The organism is Alphaproteobacteria bacterium (assembly GCA_030740435.1).
In the GTDB taxonomy this organism is placed as follows: domain Bacteria; phylum Pseudomonadota; class Alphaproteobacteria; order UBA2966; family UBA2966.
The window spans coordinates 1-20,696 of sequence record JASLXG010000131.1; the positions used below are offsets into that span (position 1 = coordinate 1).

General features: G+C 67.0%; 18 protein-coding genes. 9 read left to right on the forward strand and 9 right to left on the reverse strand.

What is annotated here, in order from left to right; translation table 11 throughout:
- The 4 genes from QGG75_13500 to zapE all read left to right on the forward strand — a co-directional run.
- Positions 1–626: succinate dehydrogenase/fumarate reductase flavoprotein subunit (locus QGG75_13500; protein ID MDP6068246.1), on the forward strand; the 626-nt coding region annotated here is incomplete at its 5' end.
- Positions 627–649: 23 nt separating this feature from the next.
- Positions 650–1,429: a succinate dehydrogenase iron-sulfur subunit gene (locus tag QGG75_13505; protein ID MDP6068247.1), complete on the forward strand. Its 780-nt coding sequence runs from the start codon at positions 650–652 to the stop codon at positions 1,427–1,429.
- Positions 1,430–1,469: 40 nt separating this feature from the next.
- Positions 1,470–2,084 carry an FMN-binding negative transcriptional regulator gene (locus QGG75_13510; protein MDP6068248.1) on the forward strand — a complete coding sequence of 205 codons (615 nt, stop codon included), beginning with the start codon at positions 1,470–1,472 and terminating at the stop codon, positions 2,082–2,084.
- An 18-nt stretch (positions 2,085–2,102) separates the two neighbouring features.
- Positions 2,103–3,242: a cell division protein ZapE gene (gene zapE / locus QGG75_13515; GenBank protein MDP6068249.1), complete on the forward strand. Its 1,140-nt coding sequence runs from the start codon at positions 2,103–2,105 to the stop codon at positions 3,240–3,242.
- Between the two features lie 86 nt (positions 3,243–3,328).
- Here zapE and QGG75_13520 read toward each other — a convergent pair whose 3' ends face one another.
- Both QGG75_13520 and QGG75_13525 read right to left on the reverse strand, forming a co-directional pair.
- Entirely contained in the window at positions 3,329–3,880 is a 552-nt protein-coding gene (locus QGG75_13520; GenBank protein MDP6068250.1) for a hypothetical protein, read from the reverse strand.
- A gap of 111 nt (positions 3,881–3,991) precedes the next feature.
- Positions 3,992–4,390: a pentapeptide repeat-containing protein gene (locus QGG75_13525; GenBank protein MDP6068251.1), complete on the reverse strand. Its 399-nt coding sequence runs from the start codon at positions 4,388–4,390 to the stop codon at positions 3,992–3,994.
- Between the two features lie 129 nt (positions 4,391–4,519).
- Here QGG75_13525 and kynU point away from each other — a divergent pair, with 129 nt between their 5' ends.
- Positions 4,520–5,749: a kynureninase gene (gene kynU / locus QGG75_13530; protein ID MDP6068252.1), complete on the forward strand. Its 1,230-nt coding sequence runs from the start codon at positions 4,520–4,522 to the stop codon at positions 5,747–5,749.
- Positions 5,750–5,753: 4 nt separating this feature from the next.
- Here the strand turns inward: kynU and QGG75_13535 are convergent, their stop codons facing one another.
- From QGG75_13535 to QGG75_13555, 5 genes are read right to left on the reverse strand one after another with little or no spacing between them, the layout of a single operon-like run.
- Positions 5,754–6,638 carry a TIGR01459 family HAD-type hydrolase gene (locus QGG75_13535; protein MDP6068253.1) on the reverse strand — a complete coding sequence of 295 codons (885 nt, stop codon included), beginning with the start codon at positions 6,636–6,638 and terminating at the stop codon, positions 5,754–5,756.
- Entirely contained in the window at positions 6,635–7,939 is a 1,305-nt protein-coding gene (locus QGG75_13540) for an EAL domain-containing protein (GenBank protein MDP6068254.1), read from the reverse strand. The genes QGG75_13535 and QGG75_13540 overlap by 4 nt, the downstream gene beginning before the upstream one ends.
- Complete coding sequence (locus tag QGG75_13545; GenBank protein MDP6068255.1) at positions 7,905–8,951, reverse strand: quinone-dependent dihydroorotate dehydrogenase; 1,047 nt, start codon at positions 8,949–8,951, stop codon at positions 7,905–7,907. Before QGG75_13545 ends, QGG75_13540 begins: the two co-directional genes overlap by 35 nt.
- Positions 8,948–9,628, reverse strand: coding sequence for an SOS response-associated peptidase (locus tag QGG75_13550; GenBank protein MDP6068256.1), 681 nt, complete (start codon positions 9,626–9,628; stop codon positions 8,948–8,950). The genes QGG75_13545 and QGG75_13550 overlap by 4 nt, the downstream gene beginning before the upstream one ends.
- Positions 9,629–9,640: 12 nt before the next feature.
- On the reverse strand, positions 9,641–10,588 hold the full coding sequence (locus tag QGG75_13555) for an alpha/beta hydrolase (GenBank protein MDP6068257.1): 948 nt from the start codon (positions 10,586–10,588) through the stop codon (positions 9,641–9,643).
- Positions 10,589–10,713: 125 nt separating this feature from the next.
- On the opposite strand from QGG75_13555, the gene QGG75_13560 reads away from it, so the two are divergent.
- The 3 genes from QGG75_13560 to lon all read left to right on the forward strand — a co-directional run bounded on the left by QGG75_13560 (position 10,714) and on the right by lon (position 14,843).
- Positions 10,714–11,346, forward strand: a complete 633-nt coding sequence (locus QGG75_13560; protein ID MDP6068258.1) for a helix-turn-helix transcriptional regulator — start codon at positions 10,714–10,716, stop codon at positions 11,344–11,346.
- Between the two features lie 84 nt (positions 11,347–11,430).
- Complete coding sequence (locus QGG75_13565) at positions 11,431–12,273, forward strand: branched-chain amino acid aminotransferase (GenBank protein ID MDP6068259.1); 843 nt, start codon at positions 11,431–11,433, stop codon at positions 12,271–12,273.
- A 152-nt stretch (positions 12,274–12,425) separates the two neighbouring features.
- Positions 12,426–14,843 (forward strand): endopeptidase La, encoded by a 2,418-nt coding sequence (gene lon / locus QGG75_13570; GenBank protein ID MDP6068260.1) that lies wholly within the window; start codon positions 12,426–12,428, stop codon positions 14,841–14,843.
- Between the two features lie 3 nt (positions 14,844–14,846).
- On the opposite strand, the gene QGG75_13575 is transcribed toward lon, so the two are convergent.
- A complete protein-coding gene (locus tag QGG75_13575) occupies positions 14,847–16,025 on the reverse strand; it encodes an FkbM family methyltransferase (protein ID MDP6068261.1) in 1,179 nt (392 codons plus the stop codon).
- Positions 16,022–17,632 (reverse strand): lysine--tRNA ligase, encoded by a 1,611-nt coding sequence (locus QGG75_13580; GenBank protein MDP6068262.1) that lies wholly within the window; start codon positions 17,630–17,632, stop codon positions 16,022–16,024. The genes QGG75_13575 and QGG75_13580 overlap by 4 nt, the downstream gene beginning before the upstream one ends.
- A 59-nt stretch (positions 17,633–17,691) precedes the next feature.
- Between QGG75_13580 and QGG75_13585 the strand changes: the two genes are divergently transcribed.
- Positions 17,692–20,421, forward strand: coding sequence for an ATP-dependent DNA helicase (locus QGG75_13585; protein MDP6068263.1), 2,730 nt, complete (start codon positions 17,692–17,694; stop codon positions 20,419–20,421).
- Positions 20,422–20,696: the final 275 nt, after the last annotated feature.

A 20,696-nucleotide genomic window follows, 5' to 3' on the forward strand; every position in this document is an offset into this window, starting at 1 on the left:
TTGGCGAGGGGGCCTGTGTTTCGGTCCACGGGGCCAACCGGCTGGGCTCGAATTCGCTGCTGGACATCGTCGTCTTCGGCCGCGCGGCGGCGCTGCGGGCAGCCGAAACCATAACCCCGGGAGCGCCTCACAAGCCGCTTACCGAGGCGGCGGTGGAAGCCTCGCTGGCCCGCTTCGATGGTTTCCGTCACGCGGCCGGCGGCAACTCGACGGCCGAGATCCGCGACGACATGCAGAACGTCATGCAGGAATACTGCGCCGTATTTCGAACTGGAGAGGTGCTGGAGGAGGGTCGTCAAAAGATCGCCAAGACCTGGGCCGCCATGGCCGACCTCAAGGTCAGCGACCGCTCGCTAATTTGGAATTCCGACCTCATGGAGACGCTGGAGCTGGACAACCTTTTGCGCCAGGCGATCGTCACCCTGCAAGGTGCCGTGGCGCGTCAGGAAAGCCGGGGCGCCCACGCCCGCGAAGACTTCCCCGAGCGCGACGACGTGAATTGGATGAAACACACGCTCAGTTGGCTCGACGATGCCGGCCAGGCGCGGCTCGACTACCGTCCGGTGCATACCTACACGCTGTCCGACGAGGTCGAGTACATCGAGCCCAAGGCCCGAGTCTATTAAGCGCAGAGTGAGGAAAAGACGTCATGGCTGAGTTCACGTTGCCGGCGAATTCCAAAATCGGCCAGGGCCGGACCTTCAAAGCCCCGGACGGCGCCAAGCGAATAAAGCGCTTTCGCATCTACCGCTGGAATCCGGACGACGGCAAGAACCCTTCGGTCGACACCTTCGAGCTCGACTTGGACCAGACCGGCCCGATGGTGTTGGACGCCCTGATCAAGATCAAGAACGAGGTCGAACCGACGCTGACCTACCGCCGCTCCTGCCGCGAGGGCGTCTGCGGCAGTTGCGCCATGAACATCGACGGCATAAACACCCTGGCCTGCACCAAGGCCATCGAGGACATCCGCGGCGACGTCAAGATCTATCCCCTGCCCCATACCCCGGTGATCAAGGATCTGGTGCCCGATCTTTCCACTTTCTATGCCCAGTACACCACCATCAAGCCCTGGCTGCAGACCAAGTCGGCGCCGCCGCAAAACAGCGAACGCCTGCAATCGCGCGACGACCGGGCCAAGCTGGACGGGTTGTGGGAGTGCATCCTCTGCGCCTCGTGTTCGACCAGTTGCCCGAGCTACTGGTGGAACGGCGATCGCTATTTCGGTCCGGCCGTGCTGCTGCAGGCGCTGCGCTGGATCGACGACAGCCGCGACGAACACGCCGGCGAACGCCTCGACGAGCTGGAGGATCCCTTCCGGCTCTACCGCTGCCACACCATCATGAACTGCACCGCCACCTGCCCCAAGAGCCTCAATCCGGGCAAGGCCATCGGCGATCTCAAGATCAAGCTGGCCGAACGAATGTAGGGCCGCGACCCGTATTCGCGCCGGGCAACCGCAGGCAATCATGTACACACCCGACCATTTCCGCCTGGATGAGCCCCAGGCGCTGCAGGCCGTGATGACGGAAAATCCCTTTGCTTTGATGATCACGCCTGGCCCGGAGGGCCTGGAAATCAGCCATCTGCCACTGCTGTTCGCGGCCCACGCCGGCTCGCAGGGCCGCCTGCAAGGCCATCTCGCCCGGGCCAACCCACACTGGCGTTCGTTCGCCGCCGGGGTCCCTACCAGCATCGTCTTCCAGGGACCGCACGGCTACGTCTCGCCGTCCTGGTACCAAAGCGCGCCGGCCGTGCCGACCTGGAACTACGTTGCCGTCCACGCCCACGGCCACCCCACCCCGGTCGAGGACCGTGAGCAGGCGCGGACCATGCTGGAAGCCCAGGTCGAGCACTTCGAGGCGGCCCTGGCCAAGCCCTGGCAGCTAAGCGGTGCGGATGAATTCGTGGACCGCATGATCGACGGTATCGTGGTTTTCGAGATGCCCATCGAGCGCCTCGAAGGCAAGGTCAAGTTGAGCCAGAACCGCGGCGCCGAGGACCGTTTAGGCGTCATAGCCGCCTTGCGGGCGGCTGGGGATGCAGCCCTCGCCGAGGCCATGGAAGCCCTGGCAAAGGACTGACGGGGGCTCTATTTCGCCATGCCCGCACCTGCCGACGGCCCCCTTGCCGCCTACCGAACCCTGTTGCATGACGGCACCTGGCAGCCGGATGCGGCCCAGGAAAGGGTGGCCGAGAGGTTGCAAACCCTGGCCACCGAGCTTGGCGAGGGCAGGCCTGAAAGGGCCGACGGCAACAACTGGGCCCAGCGGCTGGGCCTAGCCCCCGCCCCCCCGCCGCCTCGGGAGCTTTACCTGCATGGCGACGTGGGACGCGGCAAATCGGCTCTCGCGGACCTTTTTTTTGCCACCCTGCCTTTGGCGCAAAAGCGGCGAGTGCACTTTCACGCCTTCATGATCGAGGTGCACAAGCGCATCCACGTCTGGCGCCAGGCCCACCGAGGCACCACGCCGGGCGACACGCCCGGAGACCCGATCCTGCCACTGGCTCGCGACCTGGCCGCCATCCGGCTGCTTTGTTTCGACGAGTTCCAGGTTCACGACGTTGCCGACGCGATGATTTTGGGCCGCCTCTTCGAGGCGCTCTTCGAGCTCGGCGTGGTGATCGTCGCCACCTCCAACCGGCCGCCCCATGAGCTCTACACCGGGGGTCTCAACCGCGAGCTCTTCCTGCCCTTTATCGCCCTCATCACGCAACGCCTCGATGTCCTCGCGCTTGATGGCCCAGCGGACTACCGTCTGGCGCGCCTCAACCACCAGCCGGTTTACTTCACGCCTCTCGATCCCGAGACCGATGCCCGGATCGAGGCCGCCTTCGATCACCTGACCGACGGCGCAACGCCGTCGCGGCAGCGGATTCCGGTTCAGGGACGGCTGTTGGAGATTCCGGCGGCCAGCGGCGGCATCGCCCGTTTCGCCTTTGCCGAGCTCTGCCAACAGGCCGTGGGCGCGGCCGACTACATCGAAGTGGCGCGCCAATTCCACACCGTCTTCCTCGAAGGCATCCCGCGCCTCGAGGCGGCCCAGCGCAACGCCGCCCGGCGCCTGGTCAATCTGGTCGACATCCTCTACGAGCACCACGTCAACCTGATCTGCAGCGCCGAGGTCGAGCCCGATCAGCTCTATCCGCGCGGCGACGGCACCTTCGAATTCGCCCGCACCGCCTCGCGGCTGATGGAGATGCGCAGCCACGATTACCTGGCGGCGCCGCACAAGGGATAATACAAAGGGTCGCTTGGCGACCCTGGGGGGACAAAAAAAGGGTCGCCGAGCGACCCGCGAGAAACCTTGGCGGTGAGAAATTCGGGCTAATGCCCGTAGCCTACCGCCATCAGGTCTTTGGGCCGCCGCATTTTGACCAAAATCGCCTGGCGGCTGGAGAGCATTTCCCAGCCCGTCAAGCCGACGCTCGGTTTCTTCCACATGGGGCCGAACCCGGCGTTATCCGCATCGGGATAATCGACCAGCGAAACCAGCCTCATCTCGGCGTTGCCGCCGGCCGCCGCGCCCTGGCCGCCAAGACCGCGCGAAGCCACCATGATGGCGCTGCTGGCGGGTTCGATCTGACGGGCCAGAATGGGGCCGATGCCCCTGAAGTCCTGGCGCGTAGCCAACGAGCCCGGCACCTCGCAGATATCCCGGTCCTGGCGCAACACGCCTTCGATGACCCGGCAATCCCGGCCGCTGACGGCGTCGACGGCATATTCAGCGACACCCTTGCCGGTAATCACGGTCGACGACAGCGAAACGACGGTGATGATGTCTTTCATGGCGAAGGCACCGATGAGCGGCGCGGCGCAGCCGCTGACCAGGCCGGCAAGGCCGATCAACAGTGCCACCATCCCCACTCGACGAAGCATCGTTTAGTCTCCAGTCCTCTCCGACATTTTCCGGCGGTCGGTATGGGCAATATGTTGCCAGACCCCCAACGGTTTGTCACCTGCATCGAATTCACATTATATTACAATCAGTTACGGCTGCGCGCAACCCAATAGTCCGTGCAAAATGTCGGCCCCGATGATGCAGCCCTGAAAATTGGCGCGCCAGACGTCGACCTCTTCCAGGTTGGCGCCGCGCAGGCAGGCGCCGCGCAGGTCGGCATCGCTGAGATCGGCCCGGAAGAGCGAAGCGTCCTCCAGATTGGCTCCCGCCAGCATCGCGCCGGTAAGACGGCACTGGCTCAGATTGGCACCGCTGAGGTTGCTGTTGCTGAAGTCGGCACCACCCAGGTCGGCGGACTGCAACACGACATTTCGTAGATCGAGCCCGGCCAGGTTGCGATCGGTCAGCATGGCGCGCTTGCCGCCCGGCGATCCCGCCAGCCACAGCTCATGCAACTCGAGTATGTGTTGCAACAATTCCGCAACCATAAACCCGCCCCGCGACTACCCCCCCCGGAACAATTACTTTGCCATATCCCAAAGCTTTCTGGCAAACGCGCCGCTTGCGGCCTGAGCCGCCATCCCGCAAGCTCTGCTGCCACCGCTTCCGGAACCGCCATGAAACGACAAGAATGCCTCGAACTCGACCGCCTCGATCCCCTGGCCGCCAGGCGCCAGGACTTCGAGCTGCCGGCCGACGTCATCTACCTCGACGGCAACTCCCTGGGGGCGGCGCCACGCGCCGTGCAGCGGAGACTGCAATCGCTGATCCGGCGGGAATGGGGCGAGGGCCTGATCCGCTCCTGGAACGAGGCCGACTGGTTCACCATGCCGACCAGGGTGGGCGAGAAGCTGGCGCCGCTGCTGGGCGCCGGGCCGGACCAGGTGGTGGCCGCCGACAGCACCTCGATCAACCTTTACAAGGCCCTGGTGGCGGCGCTCAGGCTGCGCCCGGATCGGCACCGGGTGATCGGCGATGCGGCCAACTTTCCCACCGATCTCTACCTGCTGCAGGCGGCTTGCGAGGCGGTCGGCGGGCGCAGCCTCGAACGCCTGGATGCCGAGGACATCGCCGCCGCCATCGACGGCGATACCGCTGTGGTGGCGCTCTCCCATGTCGACTACCGCAGCGGCCAATTGCATGACATGGCCACGATTTCGGCGGCGGTCCACGCGGCCGGGGCGCTGGTAGTCTGGGATCTGGCCCATTCGGCCGGGGCGCTGGCGCTGGCGCTGGACGAAGACGGCGCCGATTTCGCCGTCGGCTGCGGCTACAAGTTCCTCAACGGCGGCCCCGGCGCTCCGGCTTTTCTTTACGTAGCCCTTCGCCATCAGGGCGGCATCGAACCCGTGCTTCCGGGCTGGATGGGCCATGCCAATCCCTTCGCTTTCGCACCTGATTACGAACCGGCCCCGGGTATCGCGCGCAATCTCTGCGGCACCCCGCCGATCCTTTCGCTGGCCGCCCTGGAGGCGGCGCTGGAGATCTGGGCGGATGTCGACCTGGCGGCGCTGCGCCACAAGAGCCAGGCCTTGGGCCAGCTTTTGATCGAGAGGGTCGAGGAGATCTGTGCCGGCCACGACCTGGCGCTGGCCTCGCCCCGCGATCCCGACCAGCGTGGCAGCCAGGTCTCGTTCCACCACCCCCAGGGCTATGCCCTGGTGCAGGCCCTGATCGGGCGCGGCGTGATCGGCGATTTCCGCGACCCCGACATCATGCGCTTCGGCCTGGCGCCGCTTTATCTCCGTTACGTCGACGTCTGGGATGCCGCCGGGCATCTGGCGGAGATCCTGGAAAGCGGCGAATGGCGGCAGGATTCCTTTCGCAGCCGCCGGACGGTAACCTGACCCGCTACCAGTTGAAGCGGCACACGGCGGCCATGGGTTGCTGGCCGGCCTGGCGGCAGAGCGCCGCCACGGCCTCGGCGGCGGGGGGCTCGGGGGCCGGGGCGAATTCGTCGGCGTGCAGGCCGCCGGAGACGAACAGCGCATCGATGCCGGCCCGGGCGGCGCCGGCAATGTCGGTGCGCAGGCTGTCGCCGACCACCAGGATGCGCGACCGCGCCAGGCCGCCCAGGCGTTCGACGGCGAGGTCGTAGGCGCCGGCGTGGGGCTTGCCGTGGTAGCGCACCTGGCCGCCCAGCTCCTCGTAGGCCGCGGCCAGCGAGCCGGCGCAGGGCACCGTGCGCGGGCCGCGCATGACGTTGAGATCGGGGTTGGCACAGATCATGGGCAGGCCACGGCCGAGCGCTGCGGTGAACAGTTCGCGGTAGTCCTCGGCGCTTTCGTTTTCGTCGTCGTAGAAACCGCTGAGGAGGATGAAATCGGCCTCCTCCAGCCCCACCACTTCGCAATATGGCGTGTCGTGCAACAGGCCCCAATCGCGGGCCGGACCGAGATGCAGGAAGAAGTGCCCGAGCCGAGCGTGCCAGGCGTCGGGGCGGCACTTTAGCGCCTCGAGCGTCACGTCCCCCGAAGTCACCAGGCCGTCGACCTCCGTGGCCCCGATGCCCATGCCGGCGAGCGCCGCCATGACCCGGCTTGCCGAACGCGGGGCGTTCGAGAGCAGCACCACGCGGCAACCGGCCCGGCGCAGGCGGTCGAGGCAGTCGAGCACGCCGGGATAGGGTTGCTGGCCGTCGTGGATGACGCCCCAAAGGTCGACGATGAGGCCCTCGTAGCGCTCGGCCAGGGCGGCCAGTCCGGGCAAGACGGCGATGTCGGTCCCTGGGCTCATGCGCTGACTTCGCGGCTGGGCCGGGGCTCGCCGAACAAAAAGCCCTGGCCCAGGTCTATGCCCAAATCCAAGAGGTCGATGACCTCGCTCTCCTCCTCCACCTTCTCGGCGACAAGCTGCAGCCCGGCGCGGTTGACCGCGTTCTTGTAGTCGTCGATGTGGAAAGGCAGGTCCTCGTAGTTGGCCCGGTCGCGCAGCACCGCCGAGGGCACCTTGAGGAAGCGGAAGCCGCGCTTGGCCAGCCCGGCGAAGTTGAACGAGAGGTCCGAAACCTTGTCCAGCGAGAAGGTAAAGCCGAGCCGGGCCAGGGCCTTGAGATTGCGCTCGATGCCGGCGTTCATGATGTCGCTCTGGGCCAGTTCGAAAACCAGGTTGTCGGCCAGCGCCGCGTTGGCCCGCATGAACTCGATGAACTGGGGGAAGAATTCGTTGTCGTTGAGGCTCTCGGAGGCCAGGTTGCAAAAGAATCCCACCGTTAGCTTGTCGATCTGGGCCCGGCGGATGAGCTGGACGCAGCGAAACAGCAGCATGTTGTCGATGTCGGCCAGCAACCCCTGTTCGGCCGCCAGCGAAAGATATTGTTCCGGCAGGATGACGTTGCCCTGGTCGTTGCGGATGCGCGAGAAGGTCTCGTAGAAGCGGACCTTGCGCTCGGGCAGGCTGACCACGGGCTGGAGATAGAGATCGACGCGGTTCTGCTCCAGTCCCTGTTGCGTGATCTCGAGGATTTCCTCGTTGGATAGCGACTTGGCCAGGGCGGCCGGCGCCGCCGTGCGGATGCGGTCGCCCAGCGGGCCGTCGCTCTTGACCTGGCGGCGGCTGCGGCTGCGCTCGGCCAGGCGCTCCAGCAGCCCCTGCATGGTGTGCATCTCGGCCACCATCTGGTCGGAGTTCCAGCCCTCGGCCTGGTCGATAGTGGCGCGGACCTCGGTCAACGACTTCTCGGCGGCCACCAGCCGGCCCTTCAGCGCCGCCAGTTGCTCGCCCGCCCGGCTGAGCGCCGCCTGGGTTTGGCGCCCCTGCCGGCGGCGGTTGAGGGCCTCTTGCAGCAACACCGCGGCAAGGAACAGCAGCGCTCCCAGCAGCGCCGCGATAAGCGGCGCCACACCGGCCACCTGGGTCAGGCCCGCCCCCAGCGCCAGGGCGGCCAGGGCGTAGGCGGCGATCAAGGCGATTTGAGTGATGGCTGTGATGGTGCTCTCGTTCCTTGCCGGGGCCGGGTTCAGGCCTTGATACAGAAGAAAATGCCGGCCGTCACTTCTCCGCTCAACCGGCGTCGAGGCCCACGGCTTCGCCGACATGGGCAAAACCGTCGGCTTCGAGCAACGCCGCCAGTTCGCACTTGAGGCGGCCGATCAGGCCGGGTCCCTGGTAGACCAGGGCGGTATAGAGCTGCACCAGCGAGGCGCCGGCCCGGATCTTGGCATAGGCGTGGCGGCCGTTGGCCACGCCGCCGACACCGATCAGCGCCAGGCGCCCGCCGGTCAGGCGGTAAAAGCGGGCCAGCAGCGCCGTCGAGGGCTCGAACAGCGGCGCCCCGCTGAGGCCGCCCGCTTCGTGGCAATGGCGGCTGCGAAGCCCTTGGCGGGCCAGCGTGGTGTTGCTGATGACGAGGCCGTCGACGGCCCGCGCCAGCACCACCTCGGATATGGCCTCGGCCTCGCCCTCGGCAAGATCGGGCGAGACTTTCAAAAAAAGCGGCACCGCCGTGGTGCGGGCCGCCAACAGGCGGTCCAAAAGCTCGGCCAGCGCCTCCCCGGCCTGCAAGTCCCTAAGGCCGGGCGTATTGGGCGAGGAAACGTTGACGACCAGATAATCGGCCAACCCCTGCAACCTTTTCAGGCCGCTGACATAGTCGCCGACGCGGTCGTCGCTGTCGCCGTTGGCCCCCAGATTGACGCCGACGATACCCTGCCTCTGGGGACGCGGCCGCGCCTCCAGGCGTCTGGCGAGATGCTCCAGGCCCCGGTTGTTGAAGCCCATGCGGTTGATCACGGCCCGGTCCTCGAGCAGGCGAAAGAGCCTGGGCCGCGGATTGCCGGCCTGGGGGCGGGGAGTGACGCTGCCCACCTCGGCGAAGCCGAAACCCAGTCCCAGCAGCGCGTCCGGCACCTCGGCGTCCTTGTCGTAGCCGGCCGCCATGCCGATGGGGTTGGCGAAATCGAGGCCCAGCAGGCGACACGCCAGCCGCGGCGAATCGAAGGCCGGCGCCCGCCACAAGCCCGTGCCCAGCGCCTTGATCGAGAGCCGATGCGCCGTCTCGGCATCGAGCCGGCGCAACAGCGGCCAGGCCAGGCGGTAGAGACCGCTCATGCCTCGAGCTCGACCGGCTCGGCGCAGGCGGCATCGTCGTGGCGCGGGTTGTTGAGACGCCGCGAGACCGGCGTGGCAACCAGATCGGGTGAGCTTGCGTCCTGCACCAGGGCCAATAATTGGTCCGGCGAAGATGCGCTTTCGCCCAGCCAGGAGGCATAGTCATCGGGCGAGAGAATTGCCGGCATGCGCTGGTGGATGGGCCGCACGGCAGCGTCGGCAGCCGTCGTGATGATGGTACAGCTTTCCACCGCCGCGCCGCCCTCGGGCGGCATCCAGCGCTCCCAAAGCCCGGCGAAGGCAAACAGCCCATCGTCGCGCCGCGCCAGGCGATAGGGTTGCTTGCCGTCTTTCATGGCCAGCCATTCGTAATATCCGTCGGCCGGCACCAGGCAGCGCCGGGCCCGGAAGGCGGCCCGGAACGAAGGTTTTTCCCCTACGCTTTCGGCCCGGGCGTTGATCAGGCGGGCGGCGATTTTGCGCTCCTTGGCCCAGGACGGCAACAGCCCCCAGTGCACCATGGCCAGGCGGCGGCCCTCGCCACCCGGGTTACGAACGATAGCCACCTCTTGGCTCGGGGCGATGTTGTAGCGCGGGGCCAAGTTGGGCCGATCCTCGACACCGAACAATTGGCGCATGGCTTCGACGGGAGAGGTAAAGGCAAACCGGCCGCACATGGCGCGACCTTATCAGATCAACGCCTCGGCCACCTGTCCGGCGGTCTCGGCAATCGCCTCCGCGGCCGCATCGACGACCTTGCCCATGGTGATGAAGCCATGGATCTGGCCCTCGAAGCAGCGGTACGTGGTGGCCACGCCGGCCGCCCGCAGGCGCTCGGCATAGGCCCGGCCTTCGTCGCGCAGGGGGTCGAACCCGGCGGTCAGAACAAAAGCCGGCGGCAAGCCTGAAAGGTCATCCGCCAGCAACGGCGAAGCGCGCCAGTCGGTCTGGTCCGCGGGACCGTTCAGGTAATGGTTCTGGCACCACATCTGCATCGCCGCCGTGAGCAGATAACCTTCGCCGAATTCCTCGTGGCTGGGGGTGTCGCGCAGCATGCTGGTGGCCGGGTAGATCAGGGCCTGAAAGGCAATGTCCGGCCCCTGCTCGCGGGCCAGCAGGGCCACCACGGCGGCCAGGTTGCCGCCGGCGCTGTCGCCGCCCAGCGCCAGCCGGCCGGCCTCGACGGCCCGGCCGCCGGCTCCTGCGGCGAGCCAATCGACCACCGCCTTGGCATCATCGACGGCGGCCGGGAACTTGTCCTCGGGGCCCATGCGGTAGTCCACCGAGCAGACGGCAAAGCCCCCGGCGTTGGCGAGTGCGCGGCAGACCACGTCGTGGCTTTCGAGATCGCCGAAGACCCAGCCGCCGCCGTGGTAGTAGACCAGCACAGGCAAGGCCTGATTTTCGGTGCTGCCGGCCGGACGGTAGAAACGCAAGGGAATCTCGCCGCCCGGCCCGGGCACCCGCAGGTCTTCGGAGAGCGCCACCTCAGGCACCTCCGGCGTCACCGCCGCCCGGGTCTCGCGATATTGCTGGCGGGCGGCATCGGGCTCCAGGGTTTCGCTCTTGGGCCGGCCCGCGGCCTCGGCCTGGGCAATGGCGTCCAGCACCGCTTGGGCTTGGGGGTCGATGGTCATGAACTGCTCCCGGACAAGGTGGCGCCATGTTCCGGCGATGATCGCCTTGTGTCAACGGACCGCTATGGCAGCTCGCCATTCGTGCTAGCCTGAATATATTCCCAGGCAAAATTCGGGGTATTTGCATGTTGAGCCACGGCGGTATCTGGAAGGCCATCGACGCCTTGGCACGGCACAACCAGCTCTCGGCCTCGGGGCTGGCGCGCAAGGCGGGCCTCAACGCCACCACCTTCAATCCCAGCAAGCGCACCACCGGCGGCGGCCGCCCTCGCTGGCCCAGCACCGAAAGCGTGGCCAAGGTGATCGAGGTGACGGACTGGTCGCTATCCGATTTCTTCGCCTTGACCGAGGAGGACCCTGGTCTCAAGGCCCCCCGCCGGGTGCCGCTGCTGGGCCTGGCCAAGGCCGGCGACAAAGGCTATTTCGACGACGCCGGCTATCCCGCCGGCCATGGTTGGGACGAGGTCGTGGTGGCCGATATCAATGACCCCGGCGCCTACGCCCTCGAGATCAGCGGCCACAGCATGGTGCCGGTCTACCGTGACGGCGATGTCATCGTCGTCTCGCCGGCCAGCCGCATCCGGCGCGGCGACCGGGTTGTGGTGAAGACCCGAGAGGGTGAGGTCATGGCCAAGGAACTGCGGCGCAAAAGCGCCGCGCGCTTCGATCTGCATTCCCTCAACCAGCAGGCCGAGGACCGCCTGCTGCCGGTGGGCGAGGTCGATTGGATGGCTCGCATCGTCTGGGTCAGCCAGTAGGGGCATCTTTCCCGCGGCCCTGCGAGAGGTTATGCTGCGCCGTTTTGGGGCCAGTGGGCCGATTTGCAAAAAAGGGAGGGGGCCATGGAGGCGATCTATTACGAAGGTCAGTGGTACGACAAGAACCCGGCCCTGACCGGTCCCATGGACCACGCCTTCTGGATGTCATCGGTGGTCTTCGACGGCGCCCGCGCCTTCCGCGGCCTGGCCCCCGACCTCGACATGCATTGTCAGCGGCTGCTGGTCTCGGCCAACGCCCTGGGTCTGGATCCGGAGCTCGACGCCAAACAGGTGGAGGCCCTTTGCATCGAGGGCGTGCGGCGCTTTCCCAAGGAGAGCGAGCTCTACATCCGGCCCATGTTCTTCGCCACCGAGGGCTTCGTTCTGCCCGAACCCGGCAGCACCAAGTTCACCCTGGCGGTCTACGAGATGGAAATGCCGCCTTACGAGGGGCTCAAGGTCTGCCTCTCCAGCTTCCGCCGCCCCGGCCGCGACCAGGCCCCGACCGACGCCAAGGCCCCTTGCCTCTATCCCAACACCGGCCGGGCTTTGCGCGAGGCCGCGGCCAAGGGCTACGACAACGCCCTGATCCTCGATCCCAACGGCAACGTCGCCGAACTCTCTACCGCCAACATCTGGATCGCCAAGGACGGCGTGGCGTTGACGCCGATGACCACCGGCACTTTCCTCGATGGCGTCACGCGCCGGCGCATCATCCAGCTCCTGCGCCAAGACGGCACCGAGGTGGTCGAACACACCATCCGGCTGGAAGAGGTGATGGAGGCCGACGAGATCTTCACCACCGGCAACTATGCCAAGGTGCAGCCCATCATCCGCCTGGACGAGCGCGACCTGCAGCCCGGCCCCATGGCCCAGCGCGCCCGCGATCTCTATTTCGAATACGCCGAGGGCTGTAGCGTTTTCTAGGAGGCTGGTGGCGCCCGGCCACCCGCTCCCGCTTTTCGCTATCCAGCGACGGCACTTGAACTTGGTTGCCGGCGGCACCTAATAGTTTGGGGATCGCCGCGTTGGTTCAAACGCTGCACTTTGCCGCGAATGCCGCTGTCATGAGGCCGAGAATGGCGAATAGGGAAGTCATGGACGACATCGCCCCGACCGTCGCCGCGGAATCGGAGGCAGAGCAGGATTCCTCGTTGGAACTCACCGTGCCCGAGCTGAGCTTTCCCCGGGCACTGCATATCCTGCCGCTTTTCGAGCGCCCCTTCTTCCCCGGCCAGGTCATGCCCATCCTGGTCAAGGAAGACCCCTGGCGTTCCACCGTCGAACAGATCAGCCAGACCCCGGACCGCCTGGCCGGCGTGCTGCTGGTCAAAGGCGACAACGCCAGCGAGGTTCCCCGATCCGACGCCTTGTTCACCATGGGCACGATTATCCGCCTGCATGAACCCAAGAGCGCCAACGGTATGGTGCAATTCATCGCCGAAGGTTTGGCCAGATTTCGCCTCGGCGACTGGATTTCCAGGGAAATTCCCTATACCGCCCAGGTCGAATACCCCGGGCCGGGGCAAGAGGACGCCGACCAGGTCAAGGCCTACGGCCTGGCCATCATCAACACCGTGAAGGAGCTGTTGCCGCTCAACCCCCTGTACGGGGAGGAGCTCAAGATGTTCCTCCACCGCTTCGATCCCTCCGACCCCTCGCCCTTTGCCGATTTCGCCGCCGCGCTGACCTCGGCGAAAAAGGAAGAGCTGCAGGAGATCTTGGAGACGGTACCGATTCTCGAGCGCATGCAGAAGGTCCTGATCGTGCTCAAGAAGGAGCTGGAGGTGGCCAAGATTCAGGCCCAAATCCGGCGCTCCGTGGACGAGAACATCAGCGACAACCAGCGCAAGTTCTTCCTGCGCCAGCAGCTCGAGGAGATCCAGAAGGAACTGGGCATCTCCAAGGACGACAAGACGGCCGAGCTGGAACGCTTCCGCCAACGCCTCGAGGGCGCCGAGCTGGCGCCCGAGACGCAGCGCCGCATCGACGAGGAAATGGACAAGATGGCGATCCTCGAACTGGGCTCGCCCGAATACGGTGTGACGCGGAATTACCTGGATTGGGTCTCGCGCCTGCCCTGGGGCCGTTTTTCGGCCGACAAGCTGGATCTGAAAACCGCCCGGGCGGTGCTCGACCGCGACCACGAGGGCCTCGACGACGTCAAGGAGCGCATCGTCGAATTCCTCGCTGTCGGCGTCAACCGGGGCGAGATCGGCGGCTCCATCCTGCTCTTCATCGGGCCGCCGGGCGTGGGCAAGACCTCCATCGGCCGTTCCATCGCCGAGGCGCTGGGGCGCAAGTTCTTCCGCTTCAGCTTGGGCGGCATGCGCGACGAGGCCGAGATCAAGGGCCACCGCCGCACCTACATCGGGGCCATGCCGGGCAAGTTCATCCAGTCCATCAAGGAATGCGGCGTCGCCAATCCGGTGATCATGCTCGACGAGATCGACAAGGTGGGGGCGTCCTACCATGGCGACCCGGCCTCGGCCTTGCTGGAGGTTCTGGATCCGGAGCAGAACGCCGCCTTCCTGGACCACTATCTCGATCTGCCCTTCGACCTTTCCAAGGTGCTTTTCGTCTGCACCGCCAACCAACTCGATACCATTCCCGAGCCCTTGCTGGATCGCATGGAGAGCATTCGCCTCTCGGGCTATATCGCCCGCGAGAAGGTGGCCATCGCCAAGCACCACCTGTGGCGGCGCCAGCTCGAAAAAGCCGGCGCCAAGGCCAGCGAGATCAAGCTCTCGGAGGCGGCGCTGCGCCAGGTGGTGGAGGGCTATGCCCGCGAAGCCGGGGTGCGCAATCTGGAGAAACAGTTGGGCCGCATCATCCGCCAGGCCGTGGTCAAACGCCTGGGTGGGGCCAAGCCGCCGCTGCGCATCGGGGCCAACAATCTGGCCGATTATCTGGGGCCGCCGCGCTTCCGTGCGGAAAAGCCGGCCAGCGGCGTCGGCGTGGTCACGGGCCTGGCCTGGACGGCCATGGGGGGGGCCACGCTGGACGTCGAGGCGGCCAGGATCCATGGCGAAAGCCGGGGCCTGAAGCTGACCGGCCAATTGGGCGACGTGATGAAGGAATCGGCCGAGATCGCCTATTCCTTCGTGGCCTCCCATCTCGAATCACTGGGTGCCAAGGCCGGTTATTTCGACGAGATTTACCTCCATCTGCACGTCCCGGAAGGCGCCACGCCCAAGGACGGACCCAGTGCCGGCGTCACCATGGCCAGCGCGCTGCTGTCGCTGGCAAGGGGGCGCCGCCTGGCGCGCAAGGTGGCCATGACGGGCGAGCTCACCCTCACCGGCCGGGTGCTGCCGGTCGGCGGCATCCGGGAAAAGGTGATTGCGGCGCGGCGCATCGGCGTCATGGAGCTGATCCTGCCCGACGACAACCGCCATGACGTCGACGAGTTGCCGGCTTACCTCAAGGAAGGCTTGACGGTGCATTTCGCCAAATCGTATCGCGACGTGGCCGAGGTAGCGTTTACGAAAAAATAGGGCTCAGGCCCGGCGTTCGCGCGGGATGGCATAGAAGATCGTCTCCCAGCGCTCGTAGCTGTAGACCTCGAGGTGGAAGTCGTAGTCGGGGCAGAGCGCCATCAGGGCCTTTGGGATCTCCCAGAAATCGGGCACGAAGTGATAGATGCTGACGGCCAGCTGCGGCCGCAGCCGGCGGATGCTGTCGTGGGCCCCGGCCACGGCATTGGCGTCGGCGCCTTCGAGGTCGAGCTTGATCAGGTCGAGACGCTCGAGCCCCTGTTCGGCGACGAAGGCGTCGATGGTGGTGCAGGGAAAGCTCGAGGTCGGGACCTCGGGATGCATGGCCTTGATCCAGGCCGAGACCTCGCCTTCGCCGTCGAAGGGAAGCTCGAGGCTGCCGCAGTAGTTCTCGAAAGCCACGGCGTGTTCGTGGAAGTCCTGCAATCCGGCCTCCAGCCAGGGCCGTACGTAAGCGGTCAGCGGCCCATGGCCCAGCGGATCGACGTTGTGCACCTGGGCGCCTGGCGGCAGCCGGCAGGCCAGGAAGGGGATCTCGTAGCCGCCCAGCACGCCGCCGTTGATGACCACCTGGCAAGCGCCATAATCGAGGTAATCGAAATACTGGATCGAGCCGAACACCCGGCCCAGGTAATGGGCCCAGAACTGCTGCGGCTGGCCGCTGATGATCATGTCGTAGGTCCGGCGGCTACGCTCGTCCGATAGCCCCGCCGCGACCTCGGCGATGGCTTGGCGGTGGGCCGCCAGCTCGTCCTCGAGATAGGACAGGTAAGACCCCATCATCACCTGGAAATTACCGGCTTCGTCGATTTCGGCCCGCTCCTGGGCCTCGAGGTATTTCAAAAAGTCGCCGCTATCGATATGCAGGCCGCCGTCGTAGCGCACCTCGCCGGGGAAGTTCCGGGAGAACTCCCAGTAGGACCACATCTCGTCGACCGGCAGGGGAAAGACGATCAGGCGCGGCTTGTCGCGGCCTTCGCGAAACAGCGCCTGGGCGCGGGCGCTGGCCAGTTCGGCCAGCATCAGATGATGCTCGCTGGGCACTTCGTCGACGAAACCGGCGAAGCGGGCGGTCGGGCGCAGCAGCGCCAGCAGATCGCGCAAATGCCGCGTCAGGTCATTTTCGCCGAGCAGGCAATAGCTGATGTCCTCGGGAAACTTGAGCGGCGCGTCGACGATCACGAGGCGGCGCTATCGGTGCCGCCGGCCAGTTCGCCGGCCAGCGCCCGCCCGATCAGATCGACGGTCTCATTGAGGCCGTAGAGCGCCACGAACGAGCCCATGCGCGGACCCTGGGACTGGCCGAAGAGGGTCTCGTAGAGCGCCCGGAACCAGTCGCGTAGGTTCTCGTAGCCGTGTCGCTTGCCGGCCTCGTAGAGCTCGTACTGGATGGCCTCGGCGTCGCTCTCGGGCGCCAGTGCGGCCAGCGTCGCCGCCAGGTCTTCCAGCGCCTGGCGCTCGGCCTGGCTGGGCGCCCGGTACTGCTTGGCCGGCTTGACGATGCCCTCGTAGTAGGCGATGGCGTAGCCCGCCAGGCGGTCGAGTATGGCGTGGCTTTGCGGCCTCGCCTCGGGCACGTAGCGGCTGATGAAGCCCCACAGCACCGACTTGTCCTCGGCGTTGCAGGCACTGGCCAGGTTGAGCAGCATGGCGAAGGTGACGGGCACCGCCTCGGCCGGCGGCTGGCCGCCGTGCAGGTGCCAGACCGGATTGGCGAGGCGCTTCTCAGTGTCCTGGTCGGGGTACTTGGCGAGGTGCGCGAGATAGTCGTCGACGGCCCGGGGGATGACGTCGAAAAACAGCCGCTTGGCCCGGCGCGGAGACTGAAACATGTATAGCGCCAGGCTTTCGGGGGCGGCGTATTGCAGCCATTCCTCGAGCGCCAGGCCGTTGCCGCGGGATTTGGAGATCTTTTCGCCGTTCTCGTCCAAAAACAGCTCATAAGTAAAGCCTTCGGGCGGCGTGCCGCCGAGGACGCGGCAGATCTGGCTCGAATGCTTGACCGAATCCATCAGGTCCTTGCCCGACATTTCGTAATCGACGCCCAGCGCCACCCAGCGCATGGCCCAGTCTGGCTTCCATTGCAGCTTGCAGTGGCCGCCGGTCACCGGCACCTCGACCTTGGCGCCGTTTTCGTCCTGGTAGACCACGGTGCCGGCATCCACGTCGCGCTCCACGATGGGCACCTGCAGCACCCGGCCGGTGCTCGGGCAGACGGGCAGGAAGGGGCTGTAGGTGGCGCGGCGTTCGTCCCTGAGCGTCGGCAGAATGACGCCCGCCACGGCCTGGTAATTCTCCAGCACACCCAGCAACGCCTTGTCGAAGCGGCCCGAGCGATAACATTCCGTGGCCGAGACGAACTCGTAGTCGAAACCGAACTGGTCGAGAAACTCCCGCAGCCGGGCATTGTTGTGGTGGCCGAAGCTTTGGTGCGTGCCGAAGGGGTCGGGAACCTCGGTCAGGGGCTTGCCCAGGTGCTGGGCCAACATCTCCTTTTGCGGCACGTTGTCGGGCACGCCGCGCAGGCCGTCCATGTCGTCGGAAAAGGCATACAGCAGGCTGGGCCGGTCGCTGAGCTCGGCAAAGGCGCGGCGCACCATGGAGGTGCGGGCGACCTCGCCGAAGGTGCCGATGTGGGGTAGACCCGAAGGGCCGTAGCCGGTCTCGAACAGCACCGGCCCGCCATTCGCCCCGCCGTTCGGCCGCCGGGCCAGGCGGTCGACGATCTTCTGCGCTTCGAGAAAGGGCCAGGCCTTGCTGGCCAGGGCGGCGTCGGCGTTGGATGTCATTGCCTGATATAGGCTTTGCCATGGCGGGGCGTCAACGCAACGCTTGCTATACTGGCGCCATGACTGCCGGCCACCAAGTCGCCGTTCCCCAGGTGCCGACCCTGAGCGTCGCCGGCCGGGCCGCCGCCTGGCTCTCGCCGGATGGCGAAATCGCGCTCACCGACCTGGCCGAAGCCCAGCGCCGGGGGGACCAGCCGGTGATGGTCTGCCACGCCAGGAACACGGCCCGGCGGCTGGGCCGCAAGGCCTTGCGGGCGGCCGACGTGCTGGAGCTTTACGCCTTCGTGCGGCCGGCGCGGTTCCTCTTGCCGACGGCCGGCGGATTGGCCGAGGCGCTTGACCTGAGCGCGCCCGAAAGCCTCGAGGACGAGCCCCTGGTGGTGCACCAGGCCGTGGTTCTGTTGCTCGAGGAAATGACCCGAGAGAGCGGCAACGAACACCTACTGGCGCTGGCGGCCACGCTGTCGACGGCCGGCTGGGCCTGGTCGCGAACGGTGCTGCAAGCATTGGGTGGAGATAACGAAACGACGGGCCGAGCCCGCCGCGGCAGCGGCCTCGAGGCCTGGGCGCGGTTACCCGAGTGGCAGGAACAGGCGCCGCTGCCGGCGCCCGGCAACCACCCGGTGGCGCCCCAGGCGGCGCGCCGCCAGCTCGCCGCGCTGCTCGGCCAGGGCGCCGAGGAGCGGCCCCAGCAGCGCGACTACTGCGCCGCCGCCGCCGCCGCCTTCGCCCCGCGCCAGGAGATCGACGCCCCCCACGTGGTGCTGGCCGAGGCCGGCACCGGGGTGGGCAAGACGCTGGGCTACATTGCACCCGCCAGCCTCTGGGCGCGTAAGAACGGCGCCGCCGTCTGGCTCTCGACCTTTACCAAGAACCTGCAGCGCCAGATCGACCAGGAACTCGACCGCCTCTACCCCGATCCCAAGGACAAGGCCCAGCGCGTTGTGGTGCGCAAGGGCCGCGAGAACTATCTTTGCCTGCTCAATCTCGAGGAAGAAGCCGGCCGGGCCACGCTGGGCGGCGGCGCCGTGGCGCTCGGCCTGATGGCGCGCTGGGCCGAACAGAGCCGCGACGGCGACATGGTGGGCGGCGATTTCCCCTCCTGGCTGAGCCACCTGTTAGGGCCCGAACATACGCTGGGGCTGACCGACCGGCGCGGCGAGTGCCTCTATTCGGCCTGTGCGCACTATCGCAAGTGCTTCATCGAGCGGGCCCAGCGCAAGGCCCGGCGGGCCGAGCTGGTGATCGCCAACCATGCCCTTTCCATGATCCAGGCGGTGCAAGCCGGAGATACGCGCGAGTTGCCGACGCGCTACGTCTTCGACGAGGGCCACCACGTCTTCGACGCCGCCGACAGCGCCTTTTCGGCCCACCTTTCAGGCCACGAGGCAGCCGAACTGAGGCGCTGGATCCGCGGCAGCGAAGCCGGCCGGCGGCGCCGTGCCCGCGGCTTCGAGCGCCGCCTTGGCGATCTCGTGGCCGGCGAAGCGGCGGCCGAGACGGCCATGAGCGGCGCCATCCGTGCCGCCGCCGCATTGCCCGGCGAGGGCTGGCTGGGACGGCTCGGCGGCGCCGCGGCCCAGGGTCCGGCCGAGACCTTCCTGGCCCGCGTGCGCGATCAGGTCGAGGCCCGCCAGCCCGGCCGTGACAACGGCTATAGCCTCGAGGCCGGCACCGAGGCGCCGCTCGACGGCCTGCCCCAGGCGGCACGACAACTCGAGCGCGCGCTGCACGGCCTGGCCGGCCCGCTCGGCACCCTCAAGCGCCTGCTGGCGGCGCAGCTCGACAACCAGGCCGATGAGCTCGACAGCGCTCTCAGGGGCCGCATCGAGGCCGCCTGTCGCGGCCTCCAGCACCGCCTCGACACCGTCGCCGCCTGGCGCGCCATGCTGCAGGACATCGGGGGCGCCCCGCCCGAGGACTTCGTCGACTGGTACCAGATCGAGCGCAGCCAGGGCCGCGTCGTCGACATCGGCCTGAGGCGCCACTGGATCGATCCCACACAACCCTTCGCCGAGGTCGTGCTGGAACGCTGCCACGGTGCGCTGGTGACCTCGGCCAGCCTGCGCGACGAGGCCGGCGACAGCGAGGACTGGGCCAGCGCAGAGATACGCACCGGCGCTCTCCATCTAGCGCTGCCGGCCAGCCGGGTCAGCCTGCCCTCGCCTTTCGATTACGCCACCCAGACCCGCATTTTCGTGGTCAACGACGTGCGCCGCGACAGCCCCGACCAGATCGGCGCCGCTTACCGCGAGCTTTTCCTGGCCGCCGGCGGCGGCGCGCTGGGCCTCTTTACCGCCATCTCGCGGCTGCGCCAGGTGCACCAGCGCCTGGCCGAGCCCCTCGACCGGGCCGGCCTGGCGCTCTATGCCCAGCACGTCGACGAGATCGATACCTCGACGCTGGTCGACATCTTCCGGGCCGAGACCGATTCCTGCCTGCTGGGCACCGACGCCGTGCGCGACGGCGTCGACGTACCGGGCCGCAGCCTGAGAATGATCGTTTTCGACCGCGTGCCCTGGCCCCGGCCCGACATCCTGCACAAGGCGCGGCGAACCGCCTTCGGCGGCAACCGCTACGACGACATGCTGACGCGGCTGAGGCTGAAGCAGGCCTTCGGCCGGCTGTTGCGCCGGGCCGGCGACCGCGGCGTCTTCGTCATGCTGGATAGCCGGCTGCCGACGCGCCTGACCAGCGCTTTCCCCGAAAGCGTCACCGTGGAACGCCTGGGGCTGGCGGAAGTGGTGGCGCGGTGTGGCGAATTTCTGGCCGAGAAGGACGGCGGCTGAGCCGCATTTCTCACCGGGTCAGCGAACTAAACCGTACCAAGCAAGATTGCTCGACGATCAAGGCTCTCCTTGGGCCACGTCGTCTCGGCGTCGTAGAAATACTCGACGGCCAAGGCTTCCTGCGGCAGGACGACCCAGTTGGCCTGCCCCCCGAAAACTGGTCCAGCCCGGATGTTAGGATTGGGTTGGCTTGAAGGAGGGCAAAATGGCGAAGAAGAATCACACGGTTGAGCAGATTATCGGCAAGCTCCGCGAGGCGGAGGTCCGGCTAAGCC

Coding starts and splice junctions, on each gene's coding strand:
- QGG75_13505 (MDP6068247.1), top strand. CDS start 650: ATGGCTGAGTTCACGTTGCCGGCGAATTCCAAAATCGGCCAGGGCCGG.
- QGG75_13510 (MDP6068248.1), top strand. CDS start 1,470: ATGTACACACCCGACCATTTCCGCCTGGATGAGCCCCAGGCGCTGCAG.
- zapE (MDP6068249.1), top strand. CDS start 2,103: ATGCCCGCACCTGCCGACGGCCCCCTTGCCGCCTACCGAACCCTGTTG.
- QGG75_13520 (MDP6068250.1), bottom strand. CDS start 3,880: ATGCTTCGTCGAGTGGGGATGGTGGCACTGTTGATCGGCCTTGCCGGC.
- QGG75_13525 (MDP6068251.1), bottom strand. CDS start 4,390: ATGGTTGCGGAATTGTTGCAACACATACTCGAGTTGCATGAGCTGTGG.
- kynU (MDP6068252.1), top strand. CDS start 4,520: ATGAAACGACAAGAATGCCTCGAACTCGACCGCCTCGATCCCCTGGCC.
- QGG75_13535 (MDP6068253.1), bottom strand. CDS start 6,638: ATGAGCCCAGGGACCGACATCGCCGTCTTGCCCGGACTGGCCGCCCTG.
- QGG75_13540 (MDP6068254.1), bottom strand. CDS start 7,939: ATGTCGGCGAAGCCGTGGGCCTCGACGCCGGTTGAGCGGAGAAGTGAC.
- QGG75_13545 (MDP6068255.1), bottom strand. CDS start 8,951: ATGAGCGGTCTCTACCGCCTGGCCTGGCCGCTGTTGCGCCGGCTCGAT.
- QGG75_13550 (MDP6068256.1), bottom strand. CDS start 9,628: ATGTGCGGCCGGTTTGCCTTTACCTCTCCCGTCGAAGCCATGCGCCAA.
- QGG75_13555 (MDP6068257.1), bottom strand. CDS start 10,588: ATGACCATCGACCCCCAAGCCCAAGCGGTGCTGGACGCCATTGCCCAG.
- QGG75_13560 (MDP6068258.1), top strand. CDS start 10,714: ATGTTGAGCCACGGCGGTATCTGGAAGGCCATCGACGCCTTGGCACGG.
- QGG75_13565 (MDP6068259.1), top strand. CDS start 11,431: ATGGAGGCGATCTATTACGAAGGTCAGTGGTACGACAAGAACCCGGCC.
- lon (MDP6068260.1), top strand. CDS start 12,426: ATGGCGAATAGGGAAGTCATGGACGACATCGCCCCGACCGTCGCCGCG.
- QGG75_13580 (MDP6068262.1), bottom strand. CDS start 17,632: ATGACATCCAACGCCGACGCCGCCCTGGCCAGCAAGGCCTGGCCCTTT.
- QGG75_13585 (MDP6068263.1), top strand. CDS start 17,692: ATGACTGCCGGCCACCAAGTCGCCGTTCCCCAGGTGCCGACCCTGAGC.